This window comes from Bradyrhizobium sp. STM 3561, from assembly GCF_045571455.1.
Lineage (GTDB): Bacteria > Pseudomonadota > Alphaproteobacteria > Rhizobiales > Xanthobacteraceae > Bradyrhizobium > Bradyrhizobium vignae.
The window spans coordinates 7716764-7742153 of the sequence record NZ_CP120695.1; the positions used below are offsets into that span (position 1 = coordinate 7716764).

25 protein-coding genes and 1 other RNA gene are annotated in these 25390 nt (G+C 64.5%); 19 read left to right on the forward strand and 7 right to left on the reverse strand.

The window, feature by feature from the left end:
* Positions 1 to 74: 74 nt before the first annotated feature.
* A complete protein-coding gene (gene tkt / locus P6U28_RS36545) occupies positions 75 to 2090 on the reverse strand; it encodes a transketolase (protein ID WP_122405690.1) in 2016 nt (671 codons plus the stop codon).
* Positions 2091 to 2494: 404 nt separating this feature from the next.
* On the opposite strand from tkt, the gene P6U28_RS36550 reads away from it, so the two are divergent.
* The 5 genes from P6U28_RS36550 (at position 2495) to P6U28_RS36570 (ending at position 5310) form a co-directional block, all read left to right on the forward strand.
* The gene (locus tag P6U28_RS36550; protein ID WP_164937020.1) at positions 2495 to 2815 is read left to right on the forward strand and encodes a DUF4164 domain-containing protein; all 321 of its coding nucleotides are present in this window, start codon (positions 2495 to 2497) and stop codon (positions 2813 to 2815) included.
* Positions 2812 to 3195, forward strand: coding sequence for a cell division protein ZapA (locus tag P6U28_RS36555; protein ID WP_061025095.1), 384 nt, complete (start codon positions 2812 to 2814; stop codon positions 3193 to 3195). Before P6U28_RS36550 ends, P6U28_RS36555 begins: the two co-directional genes overlap by 4 nt.
* Before the next feature lie 333 nt (positions 3196 to 3528).
* A non-coding RNA gene (gene ssrS, locus P6U28_RS36560) (6S RNA) lies at positions 3529 to 3689 on the forward strand.
* A 222-nt stretch (positions 3690 to 3911) separates the two neighbouring features.
* Positions 3912 to 4508, forward strand: coding sequence for a 5-formyltetrahydrofolate cyclo-ligase (locus tag P6U28_RS36565; protein ID WP_122405688.1), 597 nt, complete (start codon positions 3912 to 3914; stop codon positions 4506 to 4508).
* The gene (locus tag P6U28_RS36570) at positions 4486 to 5310 is read left to right on the forward strand and encodes a TIGR00282 family metallophosphoesterase (protein WP_162500449.1); all 825 of its coding nucleotides are present in this window, start codon (positions 4486 to 4488) and stop codon (positions 5308 to 5310) included. The genes P6U28_RS36565 and P6U28_RS36570 overlap by 23 nt, the downstream gene beginning before the upstream one ends.
* A gap of 54 nt (positions 5311 to 5364) precedes the next feature.
* Here the strand turns inward: P6U28_RS36570 and P6U28_RS36575 are convergent, their stop codons facing one another.
* From P6U28_RS36575 to P6U28_RS36585, 3 genes are read right to left on the reverse strand one after another with little or no spacing between them, the layout of a single operon-like run.
* Complete coding sequence (locus P6U28_RS36575) at positions 5365 to 6708, reverse strand: cytochrome c (RefSeq protein ID WP_122405687.1); 1344 nt, start codon at positions 6706 to 6708, stop codon at positions 5365 to 5367.
* A complete protein-coding gene (locus tag P6U28_RS36580; protein WP_407120734.1) occupies positions 6705 to 8873 on the reverse strand; it encodes a molybdopterin cofactor-binding domain-containing protein in 2169 nt (722 codons plus the stop codon). Before P6U28_RS36580 ends, P6U28_RS36575 begins: the two co-directional genes overlap by 4 nt.
* 8 nt (positions 8874 to 8881) lie before the next feature.
* On the reverse strand, positions 8882 to 9346 hold the full coding sequence (locus P6U28_RS36585; protein WP_174221612.1) for a (2Fe-2S)-binding protein: 465 nt from the start codon (positions 9344 to 9346) through the stop codon (positions 8882 to 8884).
* 513 nt (positions 9347 to 9859) lie between these two features.
* On the opposite strand from P6U28_RS36585, the gene P6U28_RS36590 reads away from it, so the two are divergent.
* From P6U28_RS36590 to P6U28_RS36600, 3 genes are all read left to right on the forward strand, one after another.
* Positions 9860 to 10387: a Spy/CpxP family protein refolding chaperone gene (locus tag P6U28_RS36590; RefSeq protein ID WP_407120735.1), complete on the forward strand. Its 528-nt coding sequence runs from the start codon at positions 9860 to 9862 to the stop codon at positions 10385 to 10387.
* 760 nt (positions 10388 to 11147) lie between these two features.
* A complete protein-coding gene (locus tag P6U28_RS36595) occupies positions 11148 to 11909 on the forward strand; it encodes an outer membrane protein (RefSeq protein WP_122405683.1) in 762 nt (253 codons plus the stop codon).
* A 235-nt stretch (positions 11910 to 12144) separates the two neighbouring features.
* Entirely contained in the window at positions 12145 to 12384 is a 240-nt protein-coding gene (locus tag P6U28_RS36600; protein WP_376707284.1) for a hypothetical protein, read from the forward strand.
* Between the two features lie 169 nt (positions 12385 to 12553).
* Here P6U28_RS36600 and P6U28_RS36605 read toward each other — a convergent pair whose 3' ends face one another.
* Positions 12554 to 14302, reverse strand: a complete 1749-nt coding sequence (locus tag P6U28_RS36605; RefSeq protein WP_407120736.1) for a methyl-accepting chemotaxis protein — start codon at positions 14300 to 14302, stop codon at positions 12554 to 12556.
* Positions 14303 to 14521: 219 nt separating this feature from the next.
* Here P6U28_RS36605 and P6U28_RS36610 point away from each other — a divergent pair, with 219 nt between their 5' ends.
* The 7 genes from P6U28_RS36610 (at position 14522) to P6U28_RS36640 (ending at position 19960) form a co-directional block, all read left to right on the forward strand.
* A complete protein-coding gene (locus P6U28_RS36610; protein WP_407120737.1) occupies positions 14522 to 15268 on the forward strand; it encodes a YebC/PmpR family DNA-binding transcriptional regulator in 747 nt (248 codons plus the stop codon).
* Between the two features lie 218 nt (positions 15269 to 15486).
* On the forward strand, positions 15487 to 16014 hold the full coding sequence (gene ruvC / locus P6U28_RS36615; protein WP_407120738.1) for a crossover junction endodeoxyribonuclease RuvC: 528 nt from the start codon (positions 15487 to 15489) through the stop codon (positions 16012 to 16014).
* Positions 16015 to 16156: 142 nt separating this feature from the next.
* Positions 16157 to 16774, forward strand: a complete 618-nt coding sequence (ruvA, locus tag P6U28_RS36620) for a Holliday junction branch migration protein RuvA (protein WP_407120739.1) — start codon at positions 16157 to 16159, stop codon at positions 16772 to 16774.
* Complete coding sequence (gene ruvB, locus P6U28_RS36625) at positions 16771 to 17829, forward strand: Holliday junction branch migration DNA helicase RuvB (protein WP_407120740.1); 1059 nt, start codon at positions 16771 to 16773, stop codon at positions 17827 to 17829. Before ruvA ends, ruvB begins: the two co-directional genes overlap by 4 nt.
* 129 nt (positions 17830 to 17958) lie before the next feature.
* The gene (locus P6U28_RS36630; RefSeq protein WP_122405675.1) at positions 17959 to 18879 is read left to right on the forward strand and encodes a metallophosphoesterase; all 921 of its coding nucleotides are present in this window, start codon (positions 17959 to 17961) and stop codon (positions 18877 to 18879) included.
* Between the two features lie 68 nt (positions 18880 to 18947).
* Positions 18948 to 19397 (forward strand): tol-pal system-associated acyl-CoA thioesterase, encoded by a 450-nt coding sequence (gene ybgC / locus P6U28_RS36635; protein ID WP_027577544.1) that lies wholly within the window; start codon positions 18948 to 18950, stop codon positions 19395 to 19397.
* A 95-nt stretch (positions 19398 to 19492) separates the two neighbouring features.
* Positions 19493 to 19960 carry a nuclear transport factor 2 family protein gene (locus tag P6U28_RS36640; RefSeq protein WP_122405674.1) on the forward strand — a complete coding sequence of 156 codons (468 nt, stop codon included), beginning with the start codon at positions 19493 to 19495 and terminating at the stop codon, positions 19958 to 19960.
* Between the two features lie 121 nt (positions 19961 to 20081).
* Here the strand turns inward: P6U28_RS36640 and P6U28_RS36645 are convergent, their stop codons facing one another.
* A complete protein-coding gene (locus P6U28_RS36645) occupies positions 20082 to 20801 on the reverse strand; it encodes a type 1 glutamine amidotransferase (RefSeq protein ID WP_407120742.1) in 720 nt (239 codons plus the stop codon).
* 39 nt (positions 20802 to 20840) lie between these two features.
* Positions 20841 to 21767, reverse strand: a complete 927-nt coding sequence (locus tag P6U28_RS36650; protein ID WP_407120743.1) for a LysR family transcriptional regulator — start codon at positions 21765 to 21767, stop codon at positions 20841 to 20843.
* A gap of 151 nt (positions 21768 to 21918) precedes the next feature.
* Between P6U28_RS36650 and P6U28_RS36655 the strand changes: the two genes are divergently transcribed.
* The 4 genes from P6U28_RS36655 (at position 21919) to P6U28_RS36670 (ending at position 25380) form a co-directional block, all read left to right on the forward strand.
* Positions 21919 to 22875, forward strand: a complete 957-nt coding sequence (locus tag P6U28_RS36655) for an N-carbamoyl-D-amino-acid hydrolase (RefSeq protein ID WP_129144405.1) — start codon at positions 21919 to 21921, stop codon at positions 22873 to 22875.
* A gap of 62 nt (positions 22876 to 22937) precedes the next feature.
* Positions 22938 to 23765 (forward strand): ABC transporter substrate-binding protein, encoded by an 828-nt coding sequence (locus P6U28_RS36660; protein ID WP_407120744.1) that lies wholly within the window; start codon positions 22938 to 22940, stop codon positions 23763 to 23765.
* Positions 23762 to 24619 (forward strand): amino acid ABC transporter permease, encoded by an 858-nt coding sequence (locus tag P6U28_RS36665; protein WP_162500446.1) that lies wholly within the window; start codon positions 23762 to 23764, stop codon positions 24617 to 24619. Before P6U28_RS36660 ends, P6U28_RS36665 begins: the two co-directional genes overlap by 4 nt.
* A complete protein-coding gene (locus tag P6U28_RS36670; RefSeq protein WP_407120745.1) occupies positions 24616 to 25380 on the forward strand; it encodes an amino acid ABC transporter ATP-binding protein in 765 nt (254 codons plus the stop codon). Before P6U28_RS36665 ends, P6U28_RS36670 begins: the two co-directional genes overlap by 4 nt.
* Positions 25381 to 25390: the final 10 nt, after the last annotated feature.

The window sequence follows — 25390 nt, forward strand, 5'->3', positions numbered from 1 at the left end:
GACGCCCGGTTCGGCCGGGCGGTGCTTGATCATATGGGAGATTACGTAGTCCTTTTTTGCGGCAAGCTCAACTCTCAGGAAACGCGCTTCAGCACAGCGTTAACCGCGGCCTCGGCGGTAATGCCGAAATGCTTGTAAAGCTCCTTGGCAGGACCGCTTTCGCCGAAGGAATGCATGCCGATGAACTCGCCGTCCTGGCCGATCACGGCATCCCAGCCCCAGCGCACGGCGGCCTCGATCGCAATCTTGACCGGCGCGTTGCCGATGATTGCGGCGCGTTTCGCCTCTGGTTGCGCTAACAACAGCTCGAGCGAAGGAACAGAGACAACGCGTGACGCGATGCCGCGTTCCGTGAGCTGTTTTTGGGCAGCGACCGCGATCTCGACCTCGGAGCCGGAAGCGAACAGCGTCACCTTGGCTTCGCCCTGGGCTGGGACCAGCTCATAGGCGCCGGCCGCACAGGGATTGTCGTTCGGTGCGGTGGTACGCAGCTGCGGCAGGTTCTGCCGCGTCAGCGCCAGCACGGTCGGTCCGTCCACGCGGTTGAGCGCGAGCTCCCAGCACTCGGCGACCTCGATGGCATCGCAGGGACGGAACACGCGCATGTTGGGAATGGCGCGAAGCGCGGCGAGATGCTCGACCGGCTGATGGGTCGGGCCGTCCTCGCCGAGGCCGATGGAGTCGTGAGTCATCACGTAGACGACGCCGGCACCCATCAGCGCGGCAAGGCGCATCGCGGGACGGGCGTAGTCGGTGAATACCAGAAACGTCGCGCCGTTCGGCGCGAAGCCGCCGTGCAGGAAGATGCCGTTCATCGCAGCCGCCATGCCGTGCTCGCGGATGCCGTAATGGATGAAGCGGCCCTTCGGCGTCTTGGCCGAGAAGGCAGTCGCCGATTTCGCTTTGTTGTTGTTGGAGCCGGTGAGATCGGCGGAGCCGGCCAGGAATTCCATCGGCATCGCGGCGGCGATCGCCTCGATCGCGGCTTCCGATGATTTGCGGGTTGCCGCCGTCAGCGGCTTCTCGAGCAATTCCTTCTTGTGCGCGCGCAGCGCCTTTGCGAGCGACGCCGGACGCTCATGTCGCAGGCGGCGCTCGAACTCGGCACGCTTGCGGCTGCCGAGCTCACTGATCCGTCCTTCCCATTCCTGCCGCGCCACAGCGCCGCGGCTGCCGGCTGCGCGCCAGGCCTTCAGCACGTCGTCAGGCACGGAGAACGGCTCGAGCGAGATGCCGAGATTTTCCTTGGCGGCCTTGAGCTCGTCGGCCCCGAGCGCCTCGCCATGCACCTTCGCGGTGCCGGCCTTGTGCGGCGCGCCGAAACCGATGGTGGTGCGGCAGGCAATCAGCGTCGGCTTGTTCGATTTCCTGGCGCGCGTGATGGCGTCGGCGATCGCGGCCTGGTCCTGGCCGTCGATCTTCTCGGCCGCCCAGCCCGCCGCTTTGAAGCGCTTCACCTGGTCGACGGAATCCGCGATCGAGGTTGGGCCATCGATCGAGATGCCGTTGTCGTCGTAGAGCACGATCAGCTTGTTGAGCTTCCAATGCCCGGCCATCGCGATCGCTTCCTGCGACACGCCTTCCATCAGGTCGCCGTCGGATGCGAGCACATAGGTATGGTGGTCGACGATCTTCTTGCCGAACTCGGCGGCGAGCATCTTCTCGGCGAGCGCCATGCCGACTGCAGTCGAGATGCCCTGGCCGAGCGGTCCCGTGGTGGTTTCGATGCCTTTGGTGCGGAAATTCTCGGGGTGGCCGGGAGTGAGCGAGTTGACCTGGCGAAACTGCTTGATCTGGTCCAGCGTCATCTCGGTATTGCCGGTGAGATACAGCAGCGAATAGAGCAGCATCGAGCCGTGGCCGGCCGAGAGCACGAAGCGGTCGCGGTCAGGCCAGGCTGGCGCGGCGGCATCGAATTTCAGGAACTGCGTGAACAGCACGGTGGCGATGTCGGCGGCACCCATCGGCAGGCCGGGATGGCCCGATTTGGCCTTCTCGACAGCGTCCATCGAAAGGCCGCGGATCGCGTTGGCCATGCGGGTGTGGTCGACCTGCGTATGGGCCATACGGGTGGCATCGAGCTGCATCATGGTGAAAATCCGTCTGGAATGAGGTGCTTGATGGCCGTGTGCGCCGCGCTGGATCGAGACTGGCGGTCACGGGAGCTGGGGCTGGATAGCATCTCGGTTCCGGGAGTCCAAGGCAATCAAGCGCGTTCCGAGCGCGAAAAATCGCCCAAGTATCATCCAGGTATTATCAAGGCATGATCCGGAAAGTGGGAACCGTTTTTCCGAAAGATCATGCACACGGGAACCGGTAGGCCGGGATGCCGGATCCCATCTATCGGTGCATAGCTTTGCGGCGGCGTTGCGCTGGGCTTTCCTGCCACGTAAATTTCTGCTTCTAACCGCTTGCCGAACCGAGTCTTTTGCCGGACGGCAAGCTCCAGGGAAAGGCCACTGGGCAAAGGCCGCCAGGTTCCGCCGCTGACTGCATGAACGATCGCGTATCAAACAGTTCCGCCATGACGGAGTCATCTGCCGTCGAGATCGAGATTGCGACCCGCCGGCTCACGGCGGCGCTCGACGCGCTCGAAAGTGCGGTGGAGCGGCGGCGCGATGCCGATCGCGACGAGAACGAGCTCGCGGCGCGGATTCAGGCGCTCGGCGCGGATCGCTCGCGCCTTGCCGACGAGCTCGACGGCGCACTGGTGAAGGCGCGCAAGCTCGAGCGCGCCAATCGCGAGATCTCTGACCGGCTGGATTCCGCAATCGTCACGATACGCTCGGTGCTCGATACCGGAGAGGACGGATGAGCCACATCAACGTCACCATCAACGGCCGGCAATACCGCATGGCCTGCGAGGAGGGCCAGGAGGTGCGGCTGCTCAAGCTCGCCGAAACCCTGGAGACACGCATCCAGTCGCTGCGCGGAAAATTCGGCGAGATCGGCGATGCGCGGCTCACCGTGATGGCGGCGCTGACCGTGTGTGACGAATTGATCGACACCAGCAACCGTGTCCGAACCCTCGAGCAGGAGCTGACCGAGCTCCGGGATTTCCGCAACGCCGCCGTCGAGCGCGCCAGGATGACGCAGACCGCCGTGGTCAACGCACTGAACGCCGCCGCCGAACGCATCGAGAAGTCGACCCAGGTGCTGAACCGCACCGTCGGCAACGGGATTGCGATCGGGTAGGCGAGAGCCACGCGACCGGTGCGCTCCCTCCCCAGCTCGCGGGCAGGGCTATCGCATATGGGTCGTGGCTGCAGCCTGCGCGCACGCCTCGTCCTTCGAGAGCCCGCCTAAGGCGGGCGTCTCGAAGGATGGCCGCAGGGAAAGGATCTCAGATGCGATAGCCCTGCGCTCGCGGGGGAGGGTTGCGGAGAGGGTGTTTCCGCTGGGCGAGAACCCCCAGGAGGAGAGAGCCCTCACCCGCCGCGCTTCGCGCGTCGACCTCTCGCGCAAGGAGTTGCGAACCAGCCGCGACTCGGGCTGGCGATTCGTCAGTATCGTTGTTAGATTGCCTGAGCGAGGCTGCGACGTGCGTCAGGAGCCATATATCCCCGGGGCCTTATCGATCCTTTAGGGAACTGTCCCTGGCCGGGCCCGTGGGCCCGGACATATGGTGCCCACCTACTTTCGTAGGGAACTCCGGGATCGAGTGCTTCAACGGCGTACGCGGCTTCGCACTTGTCTGCTTGATTTGTTGTCTGCTTGATTTGTGCTTGTTGAAACGACTGCGGCCGGTTCAACAGGTGTCATGCTCCGCCTGGTGCGCAATTGCGTACGGGGGCGGGGCATCCAGTACGCCGCGGCCTTTGTGTGAATCACCACCGGCTCTGGAATACTGGATCGCCTGCTCCAGTGCGCAATGGCGCACAAGGCGGGTGATGACTTTGGGGGACCAGCACATGTCCAACTCGAAATCCGAGCTCCGCGCCAAAGCCCTCGCCAAGCGCGATGCGCTGAGCGAGAAGAAGCGCACTGCCGCCGCCGCAAAGCTCGCCAAGCGCGGGCTGCCGTTCAAGCTGCTGCCGGGCAGCATCGTCTCCGGCTATTCGCCGATCCGCAGCGAGATCGATCCGATGCCGCTTTTGACCAAGCTCGCGGAGGAGGGCGCGAGGCTGGCGCTGCCTTGCGTCACTGCGCGCGGCCAGTCGCTGATCTTCCGCCTCTTCCATCCGAACGATCGCCTGATGCTCGGCCCACTCGGCATTCCCGAGCCGTCGCCTGCAGCGGCCGAGGTCGTCCCCGATATCATGCTGACGCCGCTCGCCGCGTTCGACCGCCTCGGCCATCGCATCGGCTATGGCGCGGGACATTACGATTTCACCTTCGCGCATCTGCGGAAAGCCAAGCACATCGTCGGCATCGGCCTTGCGTTTGCAGCACAGGAGATCGAGACGGTTCCGGCACTATCGCACGACGTCGCGCTGGATTATGTGCTAACGGAAACGGACGTGTTCGATTTCCGGAGTTCTGAAGTTGCGCATTCTCTTCGTGGGTGACGTCGTCGGCCGTAGCGGGCGCGAGGCCGTCGCCGAATATCTGCCCGGCATGGTCAAGGACTGGTCGCTCGATTTCGTCGTGGTCAACGGCGAGAATTCGGCCGGCGGCTTCGGCATCACGGAAGCGATCTACCAGGAGTTTCTCGAGGCCGGCGCCGACGCGGTGACGCTCGGCAATCATTCCTGGGATCAGCGCGAGGCGCTCGTCTTCATCGAGCGCGCCGACCGCCTGGTGCGGCCCGCGAACTATCCGCGCGGCACGCCCGGCCGCGGCGCCGCCTTGGTCGAGACCAAGAACGGCAAGCATGCACTCGTCGTCAACGCTTTGGGCCGCGTGTTCATGACCCCGTTCGACGATCCCTTCGCCGCGCTCGAGCGCGAATTGGGAGCCTGCCCGCTCGGCGTCGCCGCCGACGCCATCGTCGTCGACTTCCATTGCGAGGCGAGCAGCGAGAAACAGGGCATCGGCTTCTTCTGCGACGGTCGCGCCAGCCTCGTCGTCGGCACCCACACGCATGTCCCGACCGCCGACCACCAGATCCTGTCCGGCGGCACCGCCTACATGACCGACGCCGGCATGACCGGCGATTACGACTCCATCATCGGCATGCAGAAGGAAGAGCCGCTGCGCCGGTTCACCACGGGGATTCCGTCGGGGCGCTTCGAGCCGGCCGCAGGCGCTGCGACGCTCAGCGCCGTTGCGGTCGAGACGGACGATGCAACGGGCCTCGCGCTCAGGATCGCGCCGGTGCGTGTGGGCGGAAGGCTGGAGCCCGCGACGCCGAAGTTCTGGTTGAGTTGACGGTCATGCAGCAATCGCCCCTGCCACCCTCCAGGGGAGGGTAAGAGCGGCGCGCTACTCCGCCGTCTGACCCCGCAACTCCGCCACGTCCTTCGCCGTCAGCTTCGAGCCCTTCGCACCGAACCGCGCCGTGACGTAGTTCGCCACCGCCGCGATCTCGTCGTCGGTATACGCATTGCCGAACGCGGGCATCGACAGTGCACCATCAGGCGTATGCCGCTTGGTGCCCGAGATCACGATCTGCGCGACGTTGGTGGCGGCGGGGTCGTTGACGGCCCAGGTGCCGGTCAGCGTCGCCATCGGCGAGACAGGGCTCTCGCCGCTCCAGCCGTGGCAGCTGGCGCAGGCGCTGGCGAACACCTTCTTGCCGCGCGCGTCCGCGGTGACGCCGTCGCGGTGCGAGGCGGGGGCGACGGGCGCCGTGGTGGCCGGCAGGTCGGGCGAGGGCTGCGGCGGCACGCTGCGCAAGTAGGCAACGATGCTGCTGATGTCTTCGGGTGCGAACCGGCTGAAACTGTGGTCGACCGCTTCACCCATCGGACCCGAGGCCGAGCCGTGGCTAGGTGCATGGCCGAGCGACAGATACGAGATCAGATCCTGATCGCTCCAGTTGCCGAGACCGGTCGCCTTGTCGGAAGAAATGTTGAAGGCGCGCCAGCCCGCCGTGATGGCGCCGGCGAACTTCTTGCGGTTGTCGAGCGCGAAGCCGAGATTGCGCGGGGTGTGGCATTCGCCGCAATGCGCCAGCGCCTCGACGAGATACGCACCACGATTCCACTCCGGGCTCTTCGAGGTATCAGGCGCAAAGCGCGTATCCGGATTGAACACCGCCGACCAGACAATCATCGCCCAGCGCTGGTTGAACGGGAAGGACAGCGTGTTCTCGGGCGCCTTGGCGCGCACCGCCGGCAGGCTGAACAGATAGGCCTTCACCGCCAGCACGTCCTCGTCGGTCATGAAGGTGTAGGACGTGTACGGCATCGCCGGATAGAGCCGCGCGCCGTCACGGCGCTTGCCGTGCTGGACCGCGTTCAGGAAATCCTGATCGCTGTAATTGCCGATGCCGGTGTCCTTGTCCGGGGTGATGTTGGTCGAATAGAGCGTGCCGAACGGCAGCTTGAAGGCGAGCCCGCCGGAATACTCCTTCTCGCCAGGCTTGGTGTGGCAGACCATGCAGTCGGCCGCCTTTGCGAGATACTCACCGCGTTCGGCCAGGCTTGCCTTCTCCAGCTTGGCCGGCACGCCCGTCGGCTTGCCGGCGCGGTAGTCCGCCAGCGCCACCTTGGTGCCGCCTGCAAAGTCGAGCGGGCCGGGCCCGCGGATGATCCAGACGCCGAGCGCCACCGCGACGATGGCGATCACGAGCAGGCTCGTGAGGATACGCATCTTGCCGCTCATGCCTTCTTCCCCGCAGCCAGCAGTTTCCGATCGATTGGCAGGCGCCGCAGCGCCACACCGGTTGCCGCATAAATCGCGTTGCGCAACGCCGGTGGTCCGGCATTGACGCCGGCCTCGCCGATGCCGCCCGGCGCCTCGCCGCTCTTGACGACGATCACCTCGATCTTCGGCGTCTCGTTGATGCGCATCATGCGGTAGTCTTGGAAGTTCGACTGCTGCACGCGGCCCTTGTCGATGGTGATCTCGCCATAGAGTGCGGCGGTGAGGCCGAAGATCAAGCCACCCTCGATCTGCGCCTTCACCGTATCGGGGTTGACCGCGATACCGGTGTCGACCACCGAGGTAACGCGGCGGAGCGTGATCTCGCCGATGTCGTCGATCTCGGCCTCGACCACCGTCGCGATGAAGCTTGCGAATGAGGGCTGCACGCAGACGCCGCGGCCGACGCGCGGAGGCAGCGGTTGGCCCCAGCCGGATTTCTCCGCGACCTGGTCGAGCACCGCCAGCATGCGCGGGTTTTTCGTCAGCATGGACTTGCGGAATTCAATGGGGTCCTTGCCCGCCTTGCGCGCGAGCTCGTCCATCGCGCATTCGACCGCGAACACATTGTTGTTCGGGCCGACGCCGCGCCAGAAGCCTGTCGGCACCGACAGCGGTTCGGCACGGACATATTCGACGTGGAAGTTGGCGAAGTCGTAGGGCGCATCGACGGCAGCGTCGACTGCATCGATATCGATTCCCTTCTGGAACGCCGGCGGCAGCCAGCGCGCCAGCACGGCGGAGCCGGCGACCTTGTACTTCCACCCCGAGACCTTGCCGTCGACCAGCGACGCCGTGATCTGATCGCGATAGACCGGGCGGTAGACGTCGTGCTGGATGTCCTCCTCGCGGGTCCACACCACCTTCACGGGGTAGTCGACCTGTTTTGCGATCTTGACCGCCGCGACAACCATGTCCGGCTCGAGCTTGCGGCCGAAGCCGCCGCCGAGCAGATGGTTGTTGACGATGACCTTGTCGACCGGCAGCCCCGCGGCCTTCGCCGCCTCCGACTGCACGCGCGTCATGATCTGCGTGCCGGTCCAGATCTCGCAGGAGTCGGGCTTCACGTGCACCGTGGCGTTGATCGGCTCCATCGAGGCATGCGCCAGGAACGGCAGCTCGTAAGCCGCTTCGAACTTGTCGCCGCTCGCCAGCGCCTTGGCGATGTCGCCGTCGGATCTGGCGATCGCGCCGTCTTTCTGGCTGGCCTTGCGCAGATCGTCCCAGATGTCCTTGGTGGAGATCTCAGCGTTCGACCCCTCGTTCCACTCGATCTTGAGCGCTTCGAGACCTTTCTTTGCCGCCCACATGTGATCGCCGATCACGGCGACTGCGTCATCGAGTACGACGACCTTGCGCACGCCGGCGACTTTCGTCGCGGCGCTGTCGTCGACCTTGCCGACCTTGCCACCAAATACCGGGCAATTGGCGATCGCGGCGATCTTCATGCCGGGGAGGATCGCGTCGATGCCGTAGAGCGCCTTGCCGTTGACCTTGTCCGGCGTATCGAGCCGCTTCAACGGCTGACCGATGAGGACGAAGTCCTTGGGATCCTTGATTGCGACATCTTTCGGAGGCGTCTGGGCCTGCGCGGCAAGCGCCAGTTCGCCATAGCCGAGCTTGCGGCCGCTCGCGTCATGCGCGACCTCGCCCTTCGACGCGCTGCAGCTTGCAGGCTCGACGCCCCATTGGGCGGCTGCGGCCTGCACCAGCATCGCGCGCGCGGTCGCGCCGGCCTTGCGCAGCGGCAGCCACCAGGCGCGGATCGAGTTGGAGTTGCCGGTGACTTGCAGGCCGAAGGTGGGATTGCCGTAGAGCTTGTCATTCGGCGGGGCGTGCTGCACCTCGACCTTGCTCCAGTCGGCATCCAGTTCCTCGGCGAGTACCGCGGAGATCGACGTGTACGTGCCCTGGCCCATCTCGACCTGCGGCATGATCAGCACCGTGCGGCCGGTCTCGTCGATGCGGATGAACGCGTTGGGCGCGAACTTTCCCTGGGTGTTGTCGAGCGGCTGCACCGGCTCGTTGATTGCGGCGCGCAGCGGCAGATGGAAGGCGAGCAGGAAGCCGCCCGCGAGACCGCCGGTCAGCAGCGAGCGGCGGGAGAGGCTGTTGCGTGCATTCATGGCGAACCTCAGGACTGGCGGCCGTTGGCGGCCTGCTTGATGGCCTCGCGGATGCGCACATAGGTGCCGCAGCGGCAGATGTTGCCGGCCATCGCGGCGTCGATATCGGAATCGTCAGGATTCGGCGTTGCCGCCAGCAGCGCCGCGGCCGCCATGATCTGGCCTGACTGGCAGTAACCGCACTGGATCACTTCGGCCTCGAGCCAGGCCTTCTGCACCTTCGCGCCCGCCGGCGTGCTGCCGACATGCTCGATGGTGGTCACATTGCGGTTCTCGACCGCGCTCACCGGCAACACGCAGGAGCGCACCGCCTTGCCGTCGATATGCACCGTGCAGGCGCCGCATTGCGCGATGCCGCAGCCGAACTTGGTGCCGGTCATGCCGAGGATGTCGCGCAGCACCCACAGCAGCGGCATGTCGGGTGGCGCGTCGAACGATTTCGTTTCGCCGTTGATAGAGAGTGTTGTTGCCATGTGCATCCCCTTGCTCGACGAGCGCTTACGGCGTCGGCGATTTGCGCGTGACCCTAATCATATCGATGCGACGCGATGAAGCTTCCAAATTCGCAGCAATGCATATTTGGGCGGTCGAAGCGGCAGACCATGACATTCACGAATTTGTGCGGCGACCGCTGCGCCTATTCCAGGCTATTTGATATGATAAACGTCATATTTCGATGCATTTTCGTCGCTTTGCGTGGTCTAACGCCGCAGATCGTCGTGCGAATGCGCAAAATCATGCGATGACGAAAATCGTGCGATTGGGAAAGTCGGGCGGCCCATTGCTGTGCCCTCTCCCCTTGGGCCCCCTTGAGGCACTTCCAGCAAGTTGAAAGCAAAGAGCTGGAAGTTGGACGGTTGCGCTCGCTGAACAGCGGCGGTCGCCGTCAAACCTGCTCGATCCTTTGATATAGCTCAAAGCGACCTCGCAGTGCGTGATCATTTCTGCGACGGAGCCTGGGGGCGTAACCTACCTGGGAGATTGCCATGTTGAAGACAGTAGTGATCGGAACAACCGCGCTCTTCCTTGCTGCCTCCTCGATTGCCAACGCACAATCCTCGCAAACCTCCTCTCCTGCGATACCGGAACGGTTAAATGCAACCGACCAGAATACACTTACGGATATGAGGGTTGATCTGGTGAAGGCCGCGTTGCAGTTGACACCTGACCAGGAAAAGCTTTGGCCGCCCGTAGAGAGCGCCATTCGTGCCAATGCGGAGGATCGGAGAGCCCGTATTGCAAAAATCCAGGAAACAGTGGGTAGAGCGGCCAACGAAATCCGTGTCGAACTCATGCGCAATCGTGACCCCATCGCCTTTTTGCAACAACGCTCGCAAGCATTGGCTCAACGTTCAGCCGATTTGGATAAGCTCGCCGAGGCGTGGCAGCCACTCTACGGTACGCTTAGCCAAGAACAGAGGCGGCGCATGGCGGCGCTCGCGATCTTTGTAATCCACGATATGAGCAACGTCGTAGATCGGCGCCGTGCGCAGTTTCAGGAGAACGAGGACTGAAGCAAAGTAGTTCGATGCTCAGGCTTAAATAGCCGCGTGTGCTCCGCCCATTATACGGCAGCAGCGGCGATGTCTGCTTTTGTGCAAGGCCGACATCCCCCAGGGTTTGGCGAAGCCGAAGCGTTCGCCAGCCCATGGCAAAGCCGTTTCGGAACTCCGGATCTGTGCCCATCGCGACCGTTTGGGCGCAGCAGGGACATGTCCGAAGTGGAGCGCAGACCGGAAGTCTACTCCGAGAAAGGAGCTATATGATTTCGGTGCAGGACAGTTGGTCTTGTGGCGCCATCGAACAGCACTGTAATGCCTGTTGTGCGAAGGCCGACTTCGACAACAGTGCCGGTGCGAGCCAAATCTGGGCACCGAAGGCCCTAAAGCATGATCCGGAAAAGCGTGCAGCGGTTTTCCGAAAAGATCATGCTCAAACAATAACCTGAAGCGCGATGGTGATTCATCCTGATCCCATCGCGCTTTAGGCTCGCTCATCTTGAGTGCCGACAACAAGCCTGTCGGTCTCTGCGTTTGCCAACAATCATACTGAAAACAGAAGGGCTCAGTGTATCCGATTGGTCAGCACTTCTGCCACAACTGGAAGGTGCATAATCGTACCTCCCGTAAACCGCGCGCTGGCCAAAATCGAAACTTCGAGTGTTGCCGCCCCGATACATCGCATGCTCATCAAATCAGCTACGTTCAGGTCGGAATGCCGCAACAAGTAACTCGCGGTCGTTTCAGACCGAAACGACGGGATGGAGCAATGACAATGAAGAAGTTTTTGCTGAGCACCGTGGCCTTGCTGGCCGTGGGCATGGCCGCGCCCGCGTCGGCGGCTGATCTGGCTGCTAAACCTTACGTCAAGGCGCCGCCCCCGGTCGCGCCGATCTATGATTGGACCGGTTTCTACATCGGCGCCAACGGCGGGTGGGGCCAAAGCCACAATTGCGTGGATTTCGTCACGCTCGCAGGAACAGTCGCAAGCGGTTGCCGTGACCGTTCCGGAGGGGTTGTCGGCGGGCAGATCGGATATCGCTGGCAGACCAATCAGTTTGTGTTCGGATTGGAGGCACAGGGCGATTGGGCCGACCTCAGCAACACCCGTGTCAGCCTGTTCAACCCGACGCTTTCAACCACGGTGAAGACCGATGCCATCGGCCTCTTCACGGGCCAACTCGGTTGGGCATGGAACGCCTCACTGTTCTACGTGAAGGGCGGCGCGGCCGTGACCAGAAACCGCTTTACAATCTTCGACAACACCACCGGGATCGGGCTGGTCTCGGCAGATAACACGCGCTGGGGCGGCACCCTGGGTGTCGGCTGGGAGTATGGTTTCGCACCGAACTGGTCGGTCGGTCTTGAATACGACCATCTGTGGATGGGACACGCCAATAACTCCTTCTCCGTCGCCGATCCGCGCCTTGCGGCCGTACTCAACGATCGGATTAGCCAGGACGTGGATATGGTCACTGTGCGGTTTAACTACCGCTTCGGCGGCTACGGCTATCCTCCGGTCGCGGCCAAATACTGACCCTCTTCTCGACGCTTTTTCCAGCATGATGGGCCGGGCAGGTTTGCCCGGCCTTTTTGTTGCATGCGGATGTCCGAAAAGATTGCGAAGCGATCTATCAGATCATCTCGAACGAACCGCCAAGCGATTGCGGAACGCATCAACGCCGCATTCGAGACCAGCGATATCGCCGAGATTTGTGACGGGCATCCAATGGGCAATCGTTCGAGGTGAAAGTGGACCACGTTCCCGACCAATGGCGGAGGAGTGGGTCCGTGAGATCGAGAGCGCGTGTCGCGAAGCGGCGCGGCATTTTTTTCAAACAATGGGGCGGCGTTCGCAAGAACCGTACTGGCAGGGCAGTATCGGGGGCGCACCTTCGATGAGATGCCGCTTGGGACACTATCGAGACGCCCGAGGTGGCAACTTCGGAATAATAGCATTATGCCCCTGTTTTGCCCGACAAGTCAAAGCGCGCCACGGCTTGCCTGCATAAGCCATTGATTTCGCACACCCCGGCTACTGTGCATGGGGTTGTTTTTCAGGTTTTTGATTCATGGGCCGCAGGAGCGCCCGTCAGCCCTGCCGGAAACCCATCCGGAAGGCGCCCCAGTGCCTGCCCAGGAGCAACTGTGTTGAAGTAGACCGGTGCAGGAGAGCGGGCACTACAGCTTGTAAGCCGTGCGGAATCCGCCCCAGTGCCGTCCCTTGACGCGGATCGGCACGTCGATCTCGCGCATCATGACCGTGCTCCCGTTGCCCATGTCGCGGGCGTAGCTCTGGACCAGGTACGAGCGCTGGTTGTGCGCCGCAGCCAACCCCGCCGGATCGTTGAAGATGCGCCGGTTGCGGCTGTTGGCGGTGTTCCAGGCGATGTCGCCCGGCCGCTGCGGATGCGAATAGATCTTGTTGTGCACCGGCAGGAAGCCGTTGCGGTCGACCATGGCGCAGAACGCCATGCGCGGGTCCTTGGCGAGGAAGGCGTCCTGAAACGGCGGCAGCGCGCGGTCGGCCCAGTCGAGATATTTCGTGCGGTATTGCTGCGGATTGGTGCCGGCGATCTCCACATAGTCGGTGTCGAAGAGGTCCTCCATCTTGACCTCGCCGCGCGCAACCGCCTGCTCGAATATTTTCGTCAGCGCATTGCCCGCCTCCATGGCACGGGTGACGAACTCCGTATTCTCCTCATGGATCGACCAGAGCTTATCCTCGATCTTCTCGTTGAGCGCGGCGTTGGGACCGACGAATTGCGCGCGGGCGCCGGCGCTGGATTGTGCGACCACGCGCAGGCGGCAGGCGCCGATGTCTTCGAGGCTGCCTTCGATCATCGCTTGCGGTGCAAGCCCGCCTGCGTCCGGGCCGCCGATGAGTACGCCTTCCATCGCGATCTCATAGACCGGCATCACGCCACGCGTGGTCTCGAACTTGAGGTGACAGGGCAGCCGCTCGCTCTTGCGGCGGTCGTCGTGCTCGCTCTGACGCAGCAGCACGGCGCAGCGCGATTTCAGCTTCCGAGCAAATGTGGTGACGGCCTTGCCGGCACTGGCGACGCTCTCGCCATGGGTCTCGGCTGCCTTGGTCGCGGCATCGATCTCGGCCGCGCTCTCGCCGACCGAGATGATGAACTCCGAGGCGCTGGCGGCGTTGCCGGAGACTTCGCTCGTGGTGGCAGTCTGCTCGGCGACCGCGCCGTTGACGGTGTCGAACACCGGGCGGATCGCCTCGATCGCCTGCGAAATGCGATGCACGGCATCCGCAGAGCCGGCGGCGTCGCGCTGCAGCGCGTCGATCTTCCGGGTGATCTCTTCCGTGGCGCCTTGCGTCTGCACTGCGAGCGCCTTGACCTCGGTGGCGACGACCGCAAAACCCCTGCCGGCGTCGCCGGCGCGCGCGGCCTCGATCGTCGAGTTGAGCGCGAGCAGCGTGGTCTGCCGCGCGATCTGCGCGATCAGATTGACGACATTGCCGATGGCGGCGGAGGATTCGCGCAAGCGATCGACGTTGGCGCGGGCTTCCTGCGCCGCGGCGCTGGCCTCGTCGGCGAGGATGCCGGCTTCGCGGACCTGCGCGCCGATGCCCTGCGCGGACTGGGTGAACTTGTCGGCGGCATGGGCGAAGGTGGAGGCGGTCGACTGCGCCGCATTGGTGCGGCCGGTCAGGGCGTCGGTGCGGGCGCGAATGGCGGCGAGCGTCGCGGCGGTCGCCTCGGCGCCGCCGGCCACGGAATTGGCGGCGCGCTCGAGCTGGCGAATCATGGCGCCGAGCTCGAGTTCCAGCAGTTCCAGGATTTCCCTGGCGGAATCGCCCTCGCTGGCCGGGGCGGGCTCGGAATGGGCCGCCGTCTGCGCGGCCTGCGGAGCTGCCACGGGCGCAGCGATGTCAGGCAGACGCCTCCGAAATAGTCCGAACGCCATCACGTCTCTCTTGTCGGGGAACGGGCGGAGGCTATTTTTGCAGGCCGGAATGAAATCAGGGTTAACGATGCCCGATCTTTAGGCACGAACCATTACGGCGGCTACCTCTACAGTGCTACCTTGAGACAACCAGAGCCCTTTGATTCCGGTGGGTTGGCAGCCTATAAGGCCGCGCTTCCCACGCTCACCCTTGGCTGACGATTCCTTAAGAGACCACGCATGGCCGGACATTCCCAATTCAAGAACATCATGCACCGCAAGGGGCGGCAGGATGCCCAGAAGTCGAAGATCTTCGGCAAGCTGGCGCGGGAAATCACCGTCGCCGCCAAATTGGGTACGCCCGACCCCGCCATGAACCCGCGCCTGCGTGCCGCCGTGATCGCGGCGCGCCAGGAGAACATGCCGAAGGACAATATCGAGCGTGCCATCAAGAAGGCGATCGGCAGCGAGGGCGAGAACTATGACGAGATCCGCTACGAGGGTTACGGCCCCGGCGGCGTCGCCGTCATCGTCGAGGCGCTCACAGACAACCGCAACCGCGCCGCCTCCGACATCCGCTCCTTCTTCACCAAGTCCGGCGGCAATCTCGGCGAGACCGGCTCGGTGTCCTTCATGTTCGACCGCACCGGCATCATCGAATACGACCGCAGCGTCGCCTCCGACGACGCGGTGCTGGACGCCGCGATCGAGGCCGGCGCAGATGACGTGGTTTCCGGCGAGGGCGGCCACGAGATCTACGCCTCGACTGAAAGCTATCGCGACGTCGCCAAGGCGCTGGAAGCCAAGTTCGGCGAGCCGCGCAAGGCCGCGCTGATCTGGAAGCCGCAGAACACTGTTACGGTCGACGACGAAACCGGCGAGAAGCTGCTCAAGCTGATGGACCTGCTCAACGAGCACGACGACGTCCAGAACGTCTACGCCAATTTCGAGGTGTCGGACGCGCTGATGGCGAAGATGAGTGGCTGATAGCCAGCTCCGAATTCCACTGTCGTCGCCTGGCTTGACCGGGCGACCCAGTATTCCGGAGACACCTGCGAGATCCGGACCAGCCGCGGCGTACTGGATACCCCGCTTTCGCGGGGTATGACGGCATGCCCTGTGGTGGCAGCTCCTGCCCCACTTCCCCTGTTTACTTCCGTTCTGTTTCTGTTTCCCTCGGTCCGGCCAGCCGCTATCACTGGCCCATGACCGAGCTCCCGATTCGTGGCCCCGTTCGCATCATCGGCATCGACCCCGGCCTGCGCCGCACCGGCTGGGGCGTGATCGAGGCCGAGGGCAATCGCCTGATCTACGTCGCCTGCGGCTCGGTGGAACCGCCGGACAATCTGCCGCTGTCGGGTCGGCTGCTCGCGATCCATGAAGGGCTGGCGGCCGTTCTATCCGATCACCAGCCGATGGAAGCCGCGGTCGAGCAGACCTTCGTGAACAAGGACGGCGTCGCGACGCTGAAGCTGGGCCAGGCCCGCGGCGTCGCCATGCTGGCGCCCGCAATGTTCGGCATCTCTGTCGCCGAATACGCGCCCAACCAGGTGAAGAAGACGGTGGTCGGCGCCGGCCACGCCGAGAAGGCCCAGATCGCGATGATGCTGAAGATTTTGCTGCCGAAAGCCGAGCCGCCGTCCGCGGACGCTGCCGACGCGCTCGCCATCGCCATCACCCACGCCCATCACCGCCAGAGCGCGGCGCTCAGGCTGAAGGTGGTGGGGATATGAGTGATCGTCACGCGTCCTCGCCGTCATGCCCGGGCTTGTCCCAGGCATCCACGTTCTTTCTTGTCGGTATCGAAGGCGTGGATGGCCGGGTCAAGCCCGGCCATGACGATGGAGAAGTGTCTGTCGCGACTGAGGTCTGGCTGTGATCGGCAAGCTCAAGGGCCTGATCGATTCCTACGGCGAGGACTTCGTCATCCTCGACGTCGGCGGCGTCGGCTACCAGGTGCACTGCTCGTCGCGCACGTTGCAGCATCTGCCGTCGCCCGGCGAAGCTGCCGTGCTGTCGATCGAGACTTACGTCCGTGAGGATCAAATAAAGCTGTTCGGCTTTCGCACCGACCAGGAGCGCGAATGGTTTCGCCTGCTCCAGACCGTGCAGGGCGTGGGCGCTAAGGTCGCGCTCGCGGTGCTGGGCACGCTATCGCCGGCCGATCTCGCCAATGCCATTGCGCTGCGCGACAAGGCCGCTGTGTCGCGCACGCCCGGCGTTGGCCCCAAGGTCGCCGAGCGCATCGTCACCGAATTGAAGGACAAGGCGCCGGCCTTCGCCAATATCGATCCGCACGTCGTGCATCTTGCCGGCGCCGTCGACGATCAGCGCGCGCCGCGCCCGGTGGCGGATGCGATCTCCGCGCTGGTCAATCTCGGCTACGGGCAGCCGCAGGCCGCCGCGGCGATCGCATCGGCCTCGCGCAGCGCGGGTGACGGCGCCGGGACGGCGCAGCTCATTCGGCTTGGTCTGAAGGAACTGGCGAAGTGAGCGATCCCAAGGCCAGCCGCATGGTCTCGCCCGAACGCCGCAGCGACGATGTCGGCGACACCGCGCTGCGTCCGCAATCGCTGTCGGACTTCGTCGGCCAGCAGCAGGCGCGCAAGAACCTGTCGATCTTCATCGAGGCGGCGCGCAAGCGCGGCGAGGCGCTTGATCATGTGCTGTTCGTAGGTCCCCCCGGTCTCGGCAAGACCACGCTGGCGCAGATCGTGGCCAAGGAGCTCGGCGTCGGTTTCCGCGCGACGTCCGGCCCGGTGATTGCCAAGGCCGGCGACCTCGCCGCGCTCCTGACCAATCTCGAAGAGCGTGATGTGCTCTTCATCGACGAGATCCATCGCCTCAGCCCGGCGGTGGAAGAGGTGCTCTATCCCGCGATGGAGGATTTCCAGCTCGACCTCATCATCGGCGAGGGCCCCGCGGCGCGCTCGGTGAAGATCGAGCTGTCGAAATTCACCCTCGTCGGCGCCACCACGCGCGCCGGCCTGCTCACCAATCCCTTGCGCGACCGCTTCGGCATTCCGGTCCGGCTCAATTTCTACACGATCGAGGAGCTGGAGAGCATCGTCAGTCGCGGCGCGCGCGTGCTCAATGTCGGCATGAGCGCCGACGGCGCCAACGAGATCGCGCGCCGCGCCCGCGGCACGCCGCGCATCGCCGGCCGCCTCCTGCGTCGCGTGCGCGATTTCGCCTCCGCGGCCGATGCCGATAAGATCGATCGCAAGATCGCCGATCACGCGCTCAGCGCGCTCGAGGTCGATGCCGCAGGGCTCGACGCCATGGATCGGCGCTATCTCTCGACCATCGCTCTCAACTATGGCGGCGGCCCCGTCGGCGTCGAGACCATGGCCGCGGCCTTGTCGGAGCCGCGCGATGCCATCGAGGACATCATCGAGCCCTATCTGATCCAGTGCGGCTATCTGCAGCGCACGCCGCGCGGCCGGCTGCTGACCTCGCACGCCTTCCGCCATCTCGGCATCGCCGAACCCTCGCGCGATGCGGCGGCGCAGTTCGGCCTGTTCGGCACGGATGACGGCGACGAGTGACCTGCTGAAGCGTCCGCCGTTCCGGCTTTGATGAACTTCCGGTAATCTCGTGCAGACGATCTGCACGAACGCACCCCAATTCCGCTCCAATCAGATATCATCAAGACGCCGCATCACCATCGAGCTTCCATGATCACGCGCCGTCATCTCATCCGTTCCATCGGCGGCCTGTCCGCTCTCGGCGTCTCGACCGCGGCCTATGGCGTCGGTGTCGAGCCGATGCTGCGGCTCCGCGTTACCCGCTATCATCCGACGCCGCGGCAGTGGCCGGCGGATCTTCCGCTGAAGATCGCCGTCGTCGCCGACATCCATGCCTGCGATCCCTGGATGCCGCTGGACCGGATCGCGGCCATCGTCGATCGCACCAACGCGCTGAAGCCCGACCTCATCGTGCTGCTCGGCGACTACGTGGCCGGCCTGCATCAGGTCACGCGCATCATCCCGTCGAGCGAATGGGCGAGAGTGCTGGCGGGCCTCAAGGCGCCGCTCGGCGTCCATGCCGTCATGGGCAACCACGATTATTGGGACGACGGGACGGTGCAGCGGGCCGGGCAGGGGGCGACCGTCGCGCATCGTGCACTGGAGGCGGCCGGCATCCCCGTCTACGAGAACGATGTCGTGCGCCTCACCAAGGACGGCCGCTCGTTCTGGCTCGCCGGCCTCGGCGATCAGCTCGCCTTCCTGCCGGCGCGACGTTTCCGGAGCATGGTGCGCTTCGGTGCCGATGATCTCAATGCGACGCTCGCCAAGGTCACGGACGATGCGCCCATCATCCTGCTCGCGCATGAGCCCAACATCGCGCCGCGCGTGCCCGCGCGCGTCGCGCTGCAACTGTCCGGCCACACCCATGGCGGTCAGGTCCGCCTGCTCGGCTGGTCGCCGGCCGTTCCAAAGCAGCAGGGCATCCGGCTTGCCTATGGTCATCTCAGGCTGAAATGCGACGTCATCATCTCCGGCGGCCTCGGTTGCAGCATCATGCCCGTTCGTGTCGGCGTGCCGCCGGAGATCGTCGAGGTGACGCTGGGGCGGACTGCGCCGGTCGTGTCCTGACACGCTTGCGCGGACCTCGGTTTTTGCGCAAAACGGGGCCGACAGCGACAAGCGAAGAGGCTCGCGACGTGACTGCCCATCTCGACGGCGAGATCCGCGACGGCCGCCACCACATGCAGGTCCGTGTCTACTACGAGGACACGGATTTTTCCGGCATCGTCTATCACGCCAATTATCTGCGCTACATGGAGCGCGGACGCACCAATCACCTCAGGCTGATGGGCGCCGAGCAGCAGGCGCTGTTCGAGCAGACCGAGACGGAAGGCGCCGGTTTCGCCTTCGTGGTGCGCTCGATGCATCTGGACTTTTTGAAGCCCGCGCGGATGGACGACGTGCTCGATGTCGTGACCTGGCCGATCGCGGTGAAGGGCGCCTCCATCATGCTGGCGCAGGAGGTGCGACGCGGCAACGACGTGTTGGTGAAAGCCGAGGTCCGCGTCGCCTTCATCAGCGGTGGCCGCGCCCAGCCGATCCCGAAGTCGATCCGCACGCTGATGAAAGCCGATTTGATTTCCTGATCGCCCGATAAGTGATCGCCTGATTTGTGATGGCCTATCGACTCCGCCAAACGCGGCGATAAATTCTCGGCCCCCGATCAACCGATGAGGCCATCATGTCGCGCCCGCCGCTTCCACCCTTCACCCGCGAGACCGCCGCGCAAAAGGCCCGCATGGCCGAGGACGCCTGGAATTCACGCGATCCCGTGCGCGTATCGCTCGCCTATACCGAGGACAGCCGCTGGCGCAATCGTTCGGAAGTTTTTCAGGGCCGCGAAGCCATCGTCGCCTTTCTCACCCGCAAATGGGAGAAGGAGCAGGACTACCGCCTGATCAAGGATCTCTGGGCCTTCGACGGCAACCGCATCGCGGTGCGCTTCCAGTACGAATGGCACGATGCAAGCGGCCAGTGGTATCGCTCCTACGGCAACGAGCAGTGGGAGTTCGACGAGCACGGCCTGATGAAGCGGCGCGAGGCTTCGATCAACGACATCGTGATTGCAGAGAAGGATCGCCGGTTTCACTGGGCGGCGCCGGGACCGCGGCCGGCCGATGTGCCGGGGCTGGGGACGGATCCGTTCTGAGCCGCGCAGGCAACTCTCAATCCTCATGGTGAGGAGCCGCGAAGCGGCGTCTCGAACCATGCAGGCCCCGCTGGTGCAGCAGGGGCCTCCATCCTTCGAGACGCGCGCGAGAGCGCGCTCCTCAAGCTGAGGAGATCGCTTTGCGTGCCAGAAACCTAGTAATCGCCCCACCGAGCTTCGCGCTGTCCATCGGCTCCGCCAGCGACGCCCGCGCCGTCGCGACGACATCATCCGGCGCTTTCCCTTCGCGCAGTTCGCAGCAAACTTCCGCGAACGCTACATCGAATTCCGGATGCGGCTGCACTGTCAGCGTCGTGCCGTTGGCATAGAGCAGGCCAGCATGCGGGGTGAAGTCGGACGAGAGGATCGTCAGCGCGTCGTTTGGCGGCTCGATCACCTGATCCTGATGTGAGGCGGCGATCGCGACCGCTTCGCCATCGATGACGCCGTTTTCCGGCAGCACCTGATAGACGTGCCGCCCGATGCCCCAGCCCTTCTCGGATTTGCGCACGGTGCCGCCCAGCGCCTGCGCGATCAGCTGATGGCCGAAGCAGACGCCGACCATCGGTGTCTTGTTGGCGTAAGCCGTGCGCACGAAATCTTCCAGCGGCGCGATCCAGTCGAGCTCGTCATAGACGCCGGCCGCAGCGCCGGTGATCAAGACGGCCTCGAGCTTGCTCGGATCGGGAAGCGCATCGCCGTTCGGAATGCTGACGACCTCGACCGTCGCCGTCGAATCCTCGGCACGGATCATGCGTTCGAACATGTCCGGAAACGAACCGTGGTGCTCGCGATATTTCGGCGGTACCTGCCCGGTCTCGATGATCGTGATGCGTGCCATATGCCCCCAGGCTGAAACGTTGCGCGTGTGATCGCAAGCTCAGTTGCTTTCTGTCCCATGTTGCTGGTGAGGCGCTGTGCGCTCCAGCAGTGCGCTCTCCTTGCGGACCTCGTTGAGAAAGGCCTTCGCCAGACGCGACAGCGGTTCGGCTTCCGACCATAGCATATAGGCGACCGCCTGCGTCGTCGGAGTGAACGGACGGACGACGAGGCCGCTGCCGCCGTTCTGCCGCGGCGAAAAGGGATCGACCACCGCAGCGCCGACGCCCGCGGCCGCGAGCACGCAGGCCGTGTTGCAATAGCGCACCTCCACGCTCGGCTGGAACGGCGCGCCGGCGCGGGCAAAGCTGTCGCGCACGGCTTCGCCCAGCCGCGTGCCGCGCTCGAGGCCGATGAAGGGCAGGCCGGAGAGGTCCGCAGCCGAGATCACCGGCCTGTCGGCGAGCGGGTGCTGCGGCGGCAGCACGCAGACCATCTCGCCGGTGTGGACCACCTCGTGCGCGATGCCGGGATGATGCGTCAGCCCGAGCGCGAAGCCGAGTTCGGCGACACGGCTGAGCACGCCCTCGATGATGCCCTCGTAGCGGCGCACGTCGAAGAACATGCGCGTCTCCGGGCGGCGGCGCAGGAACCCGGACATTGCCGAGGGAATGATGCTGTAGGCGAGCGGCGGCGTCGCGACGATGGCGAGATGCCCGGAGCGGTTCTCGCGCAGATCGCGCACACGGTTTTCGAGCTTGGCGTGCAGCGCGAAGATCGCCTCGCTCTCCTTGTAGAGCGCCATCGCTTCGGCGGTCGGAAACAGCCGGTTGTTGACGCGCTCGAACAGCGCGAAGCCCGCCTGCGCTTCCATCGTTTTCAGCGCATTGCTGACCGCGGGCTGCGACAGCGCCAGTTCGTCCGCCGCCGCAACCGTGGTGCGGTGGCGGATGACGGCACGGAGAATCTCGAGCTGACGCAGGTTCATATCACTGCCGGTTATACTCAGGGCCAAAAGATCATAGCAGAGCGAATTGATTTTGCAGCCCCGCTCACTCGTAATGGCAGCGGATTTGCGCATCGCATCAAAGGGTTCACTCGCCCATTGAGGCAGCACTGCGCATAGATTGGAGGCAATCTTGGTTCGTGTCCTTCGCGCCGCCGCAGCCCAAATGGGGCCGACGCAAAAAGCAGATCCTCGCGAGCACACGCTGGCGCGAATGCTCGCGCTTCTGGAGGAGGCCGCCGGCCGTGGCGCCAGCCTCGTGGTGTTTCCGGAGCTTGCCTTCACGACCTTCTTTCCGCGCTGGCTGCTCGAAGGCGAGGCGCTCGACCGGTATTTCGAGCGCAGCATGCCGAACGCGGCGGTGGCAAAGCTGTTCGACCGCGCACGTATGCTCCGCGTCGGCTTCTATGTCGGCTATGCCGAGCTGACGCCGGACGGTCGGCGCTACAATTGCTCTATCCTGGTCGATCGCGACGGCGAGATTCTCGGCCGCTATCGCAAGGTGCATTTGCCGGGCTCGGTCGAGCCTCGCGAGGGCGCGCGCTACCAGCAGCTCGAGAAGCGCTATTTTGAATATGGCGACCTCGGCTTCCCCGCCTTCCGTGCCGGGTCGGCGTGGGCCCACGCCATCATGGGCATGATGATCTGCAACGATCGACGCTGGCCGGAATCCTGGCGCGTGCTCGGCCTGCAAGGCGTCGAGCTCGTCTGCATCGGTTACAATTCGGCGGCCTACGATCCCAATGGCGGTACGACGGAGGACGGAGCCTTGCGCACCTTCCATTCGACGCTGGTGACGCAAGCCAATGCCTACATGAACGCGACCTGGGCGATCTCGGTGGCGAAAGCGGGCGAGGAGGATGGCTCCGGCCTGATCGGCGGCTCCTGCATCGTCGATCCCAATGGGCGCATCGTCGCGCAGGCGCAGACGCTGGCCGACGAGGTTATCGTCGCCGACATCGATCTCGATCTCTGCCGTCAGGGCAAGGACAAGATGTTCAACTTCGCCGCCCACCGGCGGCCCGAGCAATACAGGGTGATCACCGAACGCGCTGGCGTGATCGAGCCGGCCGTTCTCGATGCCGACTGAGCAAGTGGCACGGCGCTGGCAACGGCGCTGGCAACGGAGCTGACATGGGCAAAGGAGCTGACATGACACGCCTCTCATTTTCTCTCGCTGTTGCCACGCTGGCTGCGGTGACCTCTGCACGAGCCGCCGAGCTGCCGGCGGAGATCAAGCAGGCGGGCGCGTTGAAGCTCACGGTCAACTCCACCTACGCGCCGATGGAATATCGCGATCCCGCGACGGGCGAGCTGGTCGGGCTCGACATCGATCTCGCCAATGAGCTCGCCAAGCGGCTCGGCGGCCTCAAGATCGTCTGGAGTGAGACGCCGTTCGCCGAGCTGATTCCTTCGCTTCAGACCAAGCGCGCCGATTTCATCATCTCCGGCATCTCCGATCGCGCCTCGCGGCGCGAGACCGCCGATTTCGTCGACTACCTCGCGACCGGCCCGCAGTTCTTCGCGATGGCGGACAGTCCGGTCAAGGATGCGACCGATCTGTGCGGCAAGAAGGTCGGCACCACCCGCAGCACCAGCTTCCCGGTCGAGATCGAGAAGTGGAGCAAGCAGAATTGCGAGCCGGCCGGCAAGCCGGCGATCCAGTACGTCCCCGGCGAGAACTCGATCGACGTCCGCAACCAGCTCAAACAGGGCCGCATCGACGCCGCCGTGCAGGGCAGCGAGACGCTGCCTTATGCGCAATCCCAGGAGCCCGGCAAATACCGCATCGTCGGCGAGGCGTTTGCAAAAGGCTACCAAGGCATCATGTTCCGCAAAGACGATGCCGCCTTGCGCGAGGTGGTGACGGAGAAGCTCGCCGCCATGATCGCCGACGGCTCCTACAAGGCCATTCTCGACAAATGGGGCCTCGGGGCCAATGCGGTGGCCCAGCCCATGCTGAACGCGGCGCCGCAATGAAGCCGGCGCCGGCACTCGCAGAGGGTTTCCCCGATCTGTCGGGCATGCGGATCGCGCGCGAGCCGCACTGGTTCCGCTGGCTCAGCGCGGCCCTGATCGTCCTCGTGCTCGCGGCGATCGCGCGCGCGTTTGCGAACGGTCAGATCGAATGGTCTTATGTCGGCCGCTTCCTGACCGTGAAGGTCATCCTCGAAGGCATCGTCAACACCATGGTGATGGCCGTGCTGGCGATGATGCTCGGCATTTTTCTCGGGATCGTCGTCGCGATCATGCGGCTGTCGCCCAATCCGGTGCTGAAGTCCGTTGCTGCCGGCTACACCTGGCTGTTCCGCGGCACGCCGCTGATCCTGCAACTGCTGCTGTGGTTCAACCTCGCGCTGGTGTTTCCAACGATCGGAATTCCTGGTCTGTGGTCCGCGCGGGCCGTCGACGTCATGACGCCGTTTCTCGCCGCGTTGCTCGGGCTCGGCATCAACCAGGGCGCCTACACCTCCGAGGTGATGCGCGCCGGCATGCTGTCGGTTGATGTCGGTCAGTACGAAGCGGCGCAGGCGATCGGCATGGGACGGCTGCGCGCACTGCGCCGGATCGTGCTGCCGCAGGCGATGCGCGTGGTGATCCCGCCGCTCGGCAACGAGTTCATCGGCATGGTGAAGGCGACCTCGCTGGCGAGCGTCATCCAATATCCGGAGCTGCTGCACAACGCCGAGAACATCTACTACGCCAACTCCCGCGTCATCGAGCTCCTGATCGTCGCCGGGCTGTGGTACCTGCTTGTGGTCTCGATCCTGACCCCGTTGCAGATGCTGCTCGAACGCCGCTTTGCGCGCGGCACATTGCGGCCGGCGCGATGACAAAGCCCCTCGTCGCGATCCGCTCCGCCAGCAAGAGCTTTGGAGAGTTCCAGGCTCTCAAGAACGTTTCGCTCGACGTCTGGCCCGGCGAGGTGATGTGCCTGATCGGCGCCTCCGGATCGGGCAAGACCACGCTGCTCCGCTGCATCAACCAGCTCACCACGATCGATGCCGGCGGCATCTGGCTCGACGGCGAGCTTCTGGGCGTGCGCGAGCACGGCGGGCGGCTGCATCGACTGAGCGAGCAACAGATCGGGCGGCAGCGGCTGAAGACCGGCATGGTGTTCCAGCGCTTCAACCTGTTTCCGCACAAGACCGCGCTGGAGAACATCACAGAAGGTCCGACCCAGGTTCAGGGGCGCAAAGCCGATGAGGTACGTGCCGAGGCACTCGAACTGCTCCGGCGCGTCGGGCTGGCAGCCAAGGCGGACTCGTATCCGGCACAGCTCTCCGGCGGCCAGCAGCAGCGCGTGGCGATTGCGCGCGCGCTCGCCATGAAGCCGATGCTGATGCTGTTCGACGAACCCACCAGCGCGCTCGATCCCGAGCTCGTCGGCGAGGTACTCGCGGTGATGAAGGAGCTGGCGAAGAGCGGCATGACCATGATGGTGGTGACGCACGAGCTCGGCTTCGCCCGCGAGGTCGCGGACCGCGTCGTCTACATGGACCAGGGCGCGATCGTCGAGCAGGGCCGCGCCTCGGACGTGTTGGGTGCGCCGCGCGAGGAGCGCACCAAGGCGTTTCTGTCGGCTGTAATCTGAAATAGGGGGC

What these genes read in the sequence shown, in the direction of transcription:
- P6U28_RS36600 (WP_376707284.1), top strand. Translation starts at nt 12,145, where the DNA reads ATGGCGGAGGAGTGGGTCCGTGAGATCGAGAGCGCGTGTCGCGAAGCG.
- P6U28_RS36590 (WP_407120735.1), top strand. Translation starts at nt 9,860, where the DNA reads ATGTTGAAGACAGTAGTGATCGGAACAACCGCGCTCTTCCTTGCTGCC.
- P6U28_RS36585 (WP_174221612.1), bottom strand. Translation starts at nt 9,346, where the DNA reads ATGGCAACAACACTCTCTATCAACGGCGAAACGAAATCGTTCGACGCG.
- tkt (WP_122405690.1), bottom strand. Translation starts at nt 2,090, where the DNA reads ATGATGCAGCTCGATGCCACCCGTATGGCCCATACGCAGGTCGACCAC.
- P6U28_RS36660 (WP_407120744.1), top strand. Translation starts at nt 22,938, where the DNA reads ATGACACGCCTCTCATTTTCTCTCGCTGTTGCCACGCTGGCTGCGGTG.
- P6U28_RS36670 (WP_407120745.1), top strand. Translation starts at nt 24,616, where the DNA reads ATGACAAAGCCCCTCGTCGCGATCCGCTCCGCCAGCAAGAGCTTTGGA.
- P6U28_RS36645 (WP_407120742.1), bottom strand. Translation starts at nt 20,801, where the DNA reads ATGGCACGCATCACGATCATCGAGACCGGGCAGGTACCGCCGAAATAT.
- P6U28_RS36580 (WP_407120734.1), bottom strand. Translation starts at nt 8,873, where the DNA reads ATGAATGCACGCAACAGCCTCTCCCGCCGCTCGCTGCTGACCGGCGGT.
- P6U28_RS36630 (WP_122405675.1), top strand. Translation starts at nt 17,959, where the DNA reads ATGATCACGCGCCGTCATCTCATCCGTTCCATCGGCGGCCTGTCCGCT.
- P6U28_RS36605 (WP_407120736.1), bottom strand. Translation starts at nt 14,302, where the DNA reads ATGGCGTTCGGACTATTTCGGAGGCGTCTGCCTGACATCGCTGCGCCC.
- P6U28_RS36565 (WP_122405688.1), top strand. Translation starts at nt 3,912, where the DNA reads ATGTCCAACTCGAAATCCGAGCTCCGCGCCAAAGCCCTCGCCAAGCGC.
- P6U28_RS36575 (WP_122405687.1), bottom strand. Translation starts at nt 6,708, where the DNA reads ATGAGCGGCAAGATGCGTATCCTCACGAGCCTGCTCGTGATCGCCATC.
- P6U28_RS36650 (WP_407120743.1), bottom strand. Translation starts at nt 21,767, where the DNA reads ATGAACCTGCGTCAGCTCGAGATTCTCCGTGCCGTCATCCGCCACCGC.
- P6U28_RS36640 (WP_122405674.1), top strand. Translation starts at nt 19,493, where the DNA reads ATGTCGCGCCCGCCGCTTCCACCCTTCACCCGCGAGACCGCCGCGCAA.
- P6U28_RS36610 (WP_407120737.1), top strand. Translation starts at nt 14,522, where the DNA reads ATGGCCGGACATTCCCAATTCAAGAACATCATGCACCGCAAGGGGCGG.
- P6U28_RS36555 (WP_061025095.1), top strand. Translation starts at nt 2,812, where the DNA reads ATGAGCCACATCAACGTCACCATCAACGGCCGGCAATACCGCATGGCC.
- P6U28_RS36595 (WP_122405683.1), top strand. Translation starts at nt 11,148, where the DNA reads ATGAAGAAGTTTTTGCTGAGCACCGTGGCCTTGCTGGCCGTGGGCATG.
- P6U28_RS36550 (WP_164937020.1), top strand. Translation starts at nt 2,495, where the DNA reads ATGAACGATCGCGTATCAAACAGTTCCGCCATGACGGAGTCATCTGCC.
- P6U28_RS36665 (WP_162500446.1), top strand. Translation starts at nt 23,762, where the DNA reads ATGAAGCCGGCGCCGGCACTCGCAGAGGGTTTCCCCGATCTGTCGGGC.
- ruvC (WP_407120738.1), top strand. Translation starts at nt 15,487, where the DNA reads ATGACCGAGCTCCCGATTCGTGGCCCCGTTCGCATCATCGGCATCGAC.